The 5,889-nt window shown below is 71.9% G+C and carries 5 protein-coding genes; 4 read left to right on the top strand and 1 reads right to left on the bottom strand.

Annotated elements, in window-relative coordinates:
• Positions 1–480: 480 nt before the first annotated feature.
• From ACX9TP_RS40005 to ACX9TP_RS39995, 3 genes are all read left to right on the top strand, one after another.
• A complete protein-coding gene (locus ACX9TP_RS40005; RefSeq protein WP_482975939.1) occupies positions 481–1,890 on the top strand; it encodes a peroxidase family protein in 1,410 nt (469 codons plus the stop codon).
• Between the two features lie 221 nt (positions 1,891–2,111).
• Entirely contained in the window at positions 2,112–3,368 is a 1,257-nt protein-coding gene (gene hemA, locus ACX9TP_RS40000; protein WP_482982292.1) for a glutamyl-tRNA reductase, read from the top strand.
• 175 nt (positions 3,369–3,543) lie between these two features.
• Positions 3,544–3,870, top strand: a complete 327-nt coding sequence (locus ACX9TP_RS39995) for a hypothetical protein (RefSeq protein WP_482975938.1) — start codon at positions 3,544–3,546, stop codon at positions 3,868–3,870.
• A gap of 57 nt (positions 3,871–3,927) precedes the next feature.
• Here the strand turns inward: ACX9TP_RS39995 and ACX9TP_RS39990 are convergent, their stop codons facing one another.
• On the bottom strand, positions 3,928–4,521 hold the full coding sequence (locus ACX9TP_RS39990) for a biotin transporter BioY (protein ID WP_482975937.1): 594 nt from the start codon (positions 4,519–4,521) through the stop codon (positions 3,928–3,930).
• Between the two features lie 167 nt (positions 4,522–4,688).
• On the opposite strand from ACX9TP_RS39990, the gene ACX9TP_RS39985 reads away from it, so the two are divergent.
• A complete protein-coding gene (locus tag ACX9TP_RS39985) occupies positions 4,689–5,876 on the top strand; it encodes an amidase (protein ID WP_482975936.1) in 1,188 nt (395 codons plus the stop codon).
• The last annotated feature ends 13 nt before the right edge of the window (positions 5,877–5,889 follow it).

Genomic DNA, 5,889 nt, shown 5'->3' with positions numbered 1-5,889 from the left:
GACTAGGAACGTTCCCTGGAGCCGCGCCGTCCGGGCCCTGGCCGATGCGCGTCCTGTACCGCCAGCTTCGCGTCAGCCATGGCGGAAGGACATGCATCACTCGCTTGCATGGAAGCGAAGCCGGGTAGCCACCGGACACGTGGGCTCACTGAAAAGGTCTCCATGAGGGGGATGTGGGGAGGAGCGTCGTCCTCGCTCCCCATGAAGCGCATGGAGACAATATCGCTTTCTGGAATTGTCCAAAATTGGAGCCAAGACATGTTTCGCGGCTCTAGGGCGGGAGCGGACCTCGGGCCCGCCGCGGCGGCATGCCGGCAGCGCTCGGTGCACCCGCCTGCTCGGCTGGTCGCAGGTGCACGGCCGAGCAGGCGCCGTCTGTCCCCGTGGGTCACTTTGTCGCCACGGACCTTCCATCGGAGTGCGGCGGGAAGCGTCCCGCCGACTCACAGAGAGCAGGTCAAGATGGTGCATCACGGCGGCATGGAAATCCGTGGCAGCAATCCCCCCAGGTCCCGGTTCTACAACCGGGGTCAGTTCGGCAGGCTCTTCCCGGGGCTGGCCCCTTTCGCGCAGGACACGCACCCGACGCGGGAGGCGCTCCTGGAGCTGGGCAGGAAGGGAGGCGTAATGGACCCGGGGGACCCACCGGGCCCGCTGGACCCGATCAGGAACCCGGAGAACCCCGCGCGGCTGTCCGCGGGCTTCACCTTCCTGGGACAGTTCGTGGACCACGACATCACGTTCGACCCGACGTCCAGCCTGGAGCGGCAGAACGACCCCGAGGCCGTCGCCAACTTCCGCACGCCCCTGCTGGAGCTGGACAACGTGTATGGCGCGGGCCCCTCGGCGTCGCCGCACCTCTACGACGCGAGCAAACCCGGGAAGTTCCTCATCGACACGGCGGCCCCGAAGGACCTGCCGCGCAACAGCCAGCTCCGGGCGCTCATCGGGGACCCTCGCAACGACGAGAACCTCATCGTGTCGCAGCTGCACCTGGCCTTCCTGAAGTTCCACAACGCCGTCGTCGACCATGTCATCGCGAAGGGCGGGGTGTCGCCCGGCGAGGTCTTCGGGGAGGCCCAGCGCATCGTCCGGTGGCACTACCAGTGGATCGTCCTCAACGAGTTCCTCCCGCACATCGTGGGCGAGTCGCTGGTGAAGGACCTGATGAAGGAACACTGCGACACCCGGTGCTACCGGTGGAAGCATGAGCCCTTCATCCCCGTGGAGTTCGCGGTGGCCGCCTACCGCTTCGGTCACAGCATGGTGAAGCCGGGCTATCTGGTGAACGCGGGCTTCGCGGCGCCCGTCTTCAACGTCAACCTCGACCCGTCGGACCCGGACCCGCAGGACCTGCGCGGAGGCAAGCGCGCGGCTCGGCGGTTCGTGGACTGGAAGTTCTTCTTCCGCATGGGGGTCGACCCCGCGCCCAACCTGCCGCAAATCGCCCAGCGCATCGACACGAAGCTGTCGACCCTCCTGTTCGAGCTGCCCTTCGGTCCTCCGGGATTGCCCGGCGCGAGCCCGGCGTCCCTGGCGCAGCGCAACCTGCTGCGGGGGCTGACCTTCGGGCTGCCCTCGGGTCAGGACATGGCCCGCGCGCTGCGCATCCGGCCCCTGACGTCCGATGACCTGGGGGACGTGAAGCACCTGAAGCTCGACCGCTCGACCCCGCCGTGGTTCTACATCCTGCGCGAGGCGGAGCGGCGCGAGGAGGGCAAGCGGCTGGGCTCGGTGGGAGGCCGCATCGTCGCGGAGGTGTTCCTCGGGCTGCTCGAGGGGGACCGGCTCTCGTTCCTGCGGGCAGACCCCTTCTGGAAACCCTTCCTGGGGAAGAAGGAAGGCGAGTTCAGCATCGGCGAGCTGCTGAGGTTCGCCGGGGTGGCGTAGCGCGCCCCCCTTCCTGCCTGCGTGAACATGCACGAGCGAGAGGACAGACGATGACCGTGAGAACTCCCCGTGGCGCTCCGCCGCCACGTCATGGAAGCGTCCTTCCCTCCCGTGGCAGGGGCCCGCTCCGCCTCACCCCCTGCTGGAGTTTCCGCTCGACGCGGCCGGGGCGGGCCCGGGGCGCTCCCGTGCCGTGTCCCCGGCCCGTCGAGTCGGATGCCGTGGCGCTGGTGTGCGTGGGCCTGTCCCACCAGACGGCGCCGCTGGCGGTGCGCGAGCGGCTGGCGATGAGCGAGGCCCGGCGGCTGGAGTTGCTGCGCCGGTGGGGGCGGGCTCCCGACGAGGCGATGCTGGTGGCCACGTGCAACCGGGTGGAGGTGTACGTGGCCACGGCGGCACCGGCGGGTGCGCGGGCGCGGGTGCTTGAGGAACTGGAGCGGATGGGCGGCCCCGAGCTGCGGGACTACCTCTACGAGTACCAGGGCACCGAGGCGCTGGAGCACCTGTTCCGCGTGGCCTGCAGCCTGGACTCGCTGGTGCTGGGCGAGTCGCAGATTCTGGGCCAGGTGAAGGCGTCGTTCGAGGCGGCAAGGCGCGCGGGGGCGGCGCGCGGGAAGCTGGCGCGCGCGTGCGCGGCGGCGTTTTCGTGCGCGAAGCGCGTGCGCACGCGGACGGCCATCGGCCGGGCGCCCACGTCCATGGCCTCCGCCTCCGCGGCCCTGGTGTCCCGCGAGGTGCGCGGGCTGTCGGACAAGACGGTGCTGCTGGTGGGCGCGGGGGAGATGGGACGGCTGGCGGCCCGGCACCTGGGACAGGCGCGGGTGGGACGGCTCCTCGTCATCAACCGCACCCGCGCGCGCGCCGAGCTGCTGGCCTCCGAGGTGGGCGGCGAGGCGCGTCCCTTCGAGGCGCTGCCTGCGCTGCTGAAGGAAGCCGACGTGGTGGTGTGCTCGACGAGCTCACCCGTGCCACTGCTCACGCGGCAGGGCGTGGGCGCGGTGGGCCCGGCGCGCCGGTTCCGCCCGCTGCTGCTGGTGGACCTGGCCGTGCCCAGGGACATCGCCCGGGACGTGTCCGAGCTGGAGTGGGTGTCGGCCTACGACGTGGACGACCTGCAGCGGTTCGTCGCCCGGAGCGTGGCAACGCGCGCGGAGGCGGCCCGCGAGGCGGGCGTGCTCGCACGACGGGACGTGGAGCGCTTCGTGCGGGACGAGGCCGAGCGGGAGGGCACGAGGACGCTGGTGGAGCTGCGGCGCCGCGCGGGGCGTATCGCCAGGGTGGAGGTGGAACGGACCCTGGCGACCCTGGGGCCGGGGCTCACGGGCGGGCAGCGTCAGAGCGTGGAGGCCCTGGCGCGTGCCATCGTCAACAAGCTGCTGCACGCCCCCACCGCCTGCCTGCGGGCAGAAGCCCATGGAGCGGAGGGCCAGGCACTCTCCGAGGCCGCGGCCCGGCTGTTTGGCCTCACGGAGGCGTGACGTCGCCAGCCGCACCTGCCGCGCCGTGACGAACTTCTCGTCATGGGCGCCTGGTGCCGAAGTTCAGCGTGTCTCGTGGTAATCGCGGTAGAGGCCGGCTTGCTCTGTGCGTCGCCATCCCCAACACTTCCACAGGCATCGTCTCCCCACCCATCTTCCCAGACAGGCTCAACGAATGACTTCCAGACCGTGGCGATGGCTCCTGGCCCTCACCCTCACCGCGTGTTCCGGCACGGACCTTGGAGACGAGGGGACGGACTCGCCGACTGGCATGGAGTGCACCACGGAGCTGCGGCCCAACTTCGACGGCGAGGGCTGCTGCGGCGAGCCCGTCGCGGAGCCGCTCTGCTCCACTGGAACCATCGTGTTCTGCGAGGTTCGTGACGCCCGCTCCGAGCCCGTCAGCTGCTACTACAAACACAACAACACGAAGCTGCGCTGCACCAGCTGCCGGGACACCAACGGCTGCGCGAACGAGGCGAACCGGGTCTGCGGTAAGTGAACGCCCGAAGGTGCGCGGCCCGCTCTCGTCCGCATCCGGACGGGGGCAGGCGCACCTTCATGGCTCGCGAAGCCGTACGAGCCTCCAGGCGAGGGGCATCCCCAGGCCGGCGAGGGCCGCCTTGAGCAGCCCACCGGGGAGGAAGGGCAGGAAGCCCTTGTGGAGGGCCGTGGAGAAATCGAGAGAGGCCGCCACGCAGAGCCAGAGCACGCCAATGGCCAGGATGACGAGCTGTCCCGCGAGGAAGAGCGGGACGGCCTTCCATGGCGACCTGTCGAAGCCGCGCCGTGCCGCGAGCCCCAGGAGGAAGGCCACGGGGAGGAAGCCCACCAGGTAGCCGCCCGTCGGCCCGAACAGCTGGGCCCAGCCGCTGGCCCCCTTGGCGTAGAACGGCAGTCCCACCGCCCCGAGCAGGACGTAGGCGAGCTGTCCGGCCATGCCCCGCGCGGGCCCGAGCGCGGCGGCCGTGAGGACGACCGCGAGCGTCTGTCCCGTGATGGGCACCGGCGAGCCCGGCACCGTGATGGCCACCTGCGCGAGCAACGCGGTGAACAGCGCGGCGCCGAGCACGAGCGCCCCATCATGGATGCGCGTGCGTGCGAAGACGTCGGCCAGGACGCGAGGCGGTGGAGAGCCGGTGCCCGCGCTCAATGCCGTCCCAACCGGAAGGTGCACGAGCAGCGGGACGACGTGGAGGGGCGCGGAGACACGGAAGCGATGCTCAGCGAGGACGCGCTCCGTTGCAAGACGTCGTCGAGCCCCGGGGGCGCGTGACTTCGGGGCGCGGCCTTTCCCACCGCGTCCGGTACACTCCGGGCATGACGATGGATCCTCACGGGGCATGGGCGTACCGCCCGGATGCTCCCCTCCGGGGCGCGGCGGGTGGACCGCTTGCGGGCCTGACGTTCAGCGCGAAGGACCTGTACGGAGTGCCGGGCTGGCCGCTCCGGGGCAGCTCACGGGCCGTGCTTCCCGAAGTGGGCGACAGTCCGCTCGTGGCGCGCCTCCTGGGGCTCGGGGCGACGCTGCTCGGCAAGACGCACCTGCACGAGGTGGCGCTCGGCATCACCGGCGCCAATGCCTTCGGCGGGACGCGCAACCCGCTGGACCTCACGCGGGTGGCGGGGGGCTCCAGCGGCGGCGCGGCCGTGAGCGTCGCGACGGGGGAGGTGGACTTCGCGCTCGGCACGGACACGGGTGGCAGCATCCGCGTGCCGGCGGCGTGGTGCGGCGTGGTGGGCTTCAAGCCCACGAAGGGCAGCGCCGCCTGGCCCACCGAGGGCGTGCTGCCGCTGAGCGACACCTGCGACCACACGGGCCCGCTCGCGCGGGACGTGCCCGGGGTGGTTCGCGTCCACAGCGCCTTGTCGGGCGAGGCCGTGGCTCCGCGGGCATGGGCCGGCGTGCGCGTGGGTGTGTGGGACGTCTCCGCCTGGGTCACCCCGGAGGTCTGGGCCGTGGTGGAGGCGGAAGCGGCGAGCCTGGCGGCGCTGGGGGCACGCGTCACCCGCGTGTCCTTCCCCGACGCCATGGATGCGTACACCCCCATCGTGCTGAGCGAGGCGGCGGCCGTGCATGCGCGGGCCCTGGCGAGCGAAGCGCCGGGCTTCATCGCCGCCACGGAAGCGAACCTGCGCGTGGGCGCGGCGCTGAGCGAAGCGGACGTGGCCGCCGCGCGCGCCAGGCGGGAGGCGCACCGCGCGCGCCTGGAGGCGCTGTTCCGTGAGGTGGACGTCCTGCTCGGCCCCGCGGTGCCGGACGTGGCGCCGCGGTTCGACCAGGAAGAGGTCCGCGTCGTGGAAGGCGTGCTTCCGGTGCGGCGCGCGGTGCTGCGCATCACCGCGCCGTGGAGCCTGCTGGGCGCGCCGACGCTGTGCCTCCCGCGTCCGCTCGGCGCGCTGTCGGTGGGCGTCCAGCTGGTTGCGCCCTGGGGCCAGGATGCGGCCCTGCTCGGCTGGGGACTGGGAGCGGATATCCGTGCCCCCTCCGGCCCCGCGGCCCCCTGAGCCCGGGCCCTCC

This window comes from Pyxidicoccus sp. M15, from assembly GCF_056858435.1.
This window is presented reverse-complemented; position numbering and strand designations above follow the sequence as displayed.

Bases quoted from the DNA above. Each gene is read 5' to 3' on its own strand.
- ACX9TP_RS40005 (WP_482975939.1), top strand. From the start codon at position 481: ATGGAAATCCGTGGCAGCAATCCCCCCAGGTCCCGGTTCTACAACCGG.
- ACX9TP_RS39995 (WP_482975938.1), top strand. From the start codon at position 3,544: ATGACTTCCAGACCGTGGCGATGGCTCCTGGCCCTCACCCTCACCGCG.
- ACX9TP_RS39985 (WP_482975936.1), top strand. From the start codon at position 4,689: ATGACGATGGATCCTCACGGGGCATGGGCGTACCGCCCGGATGCTCCC.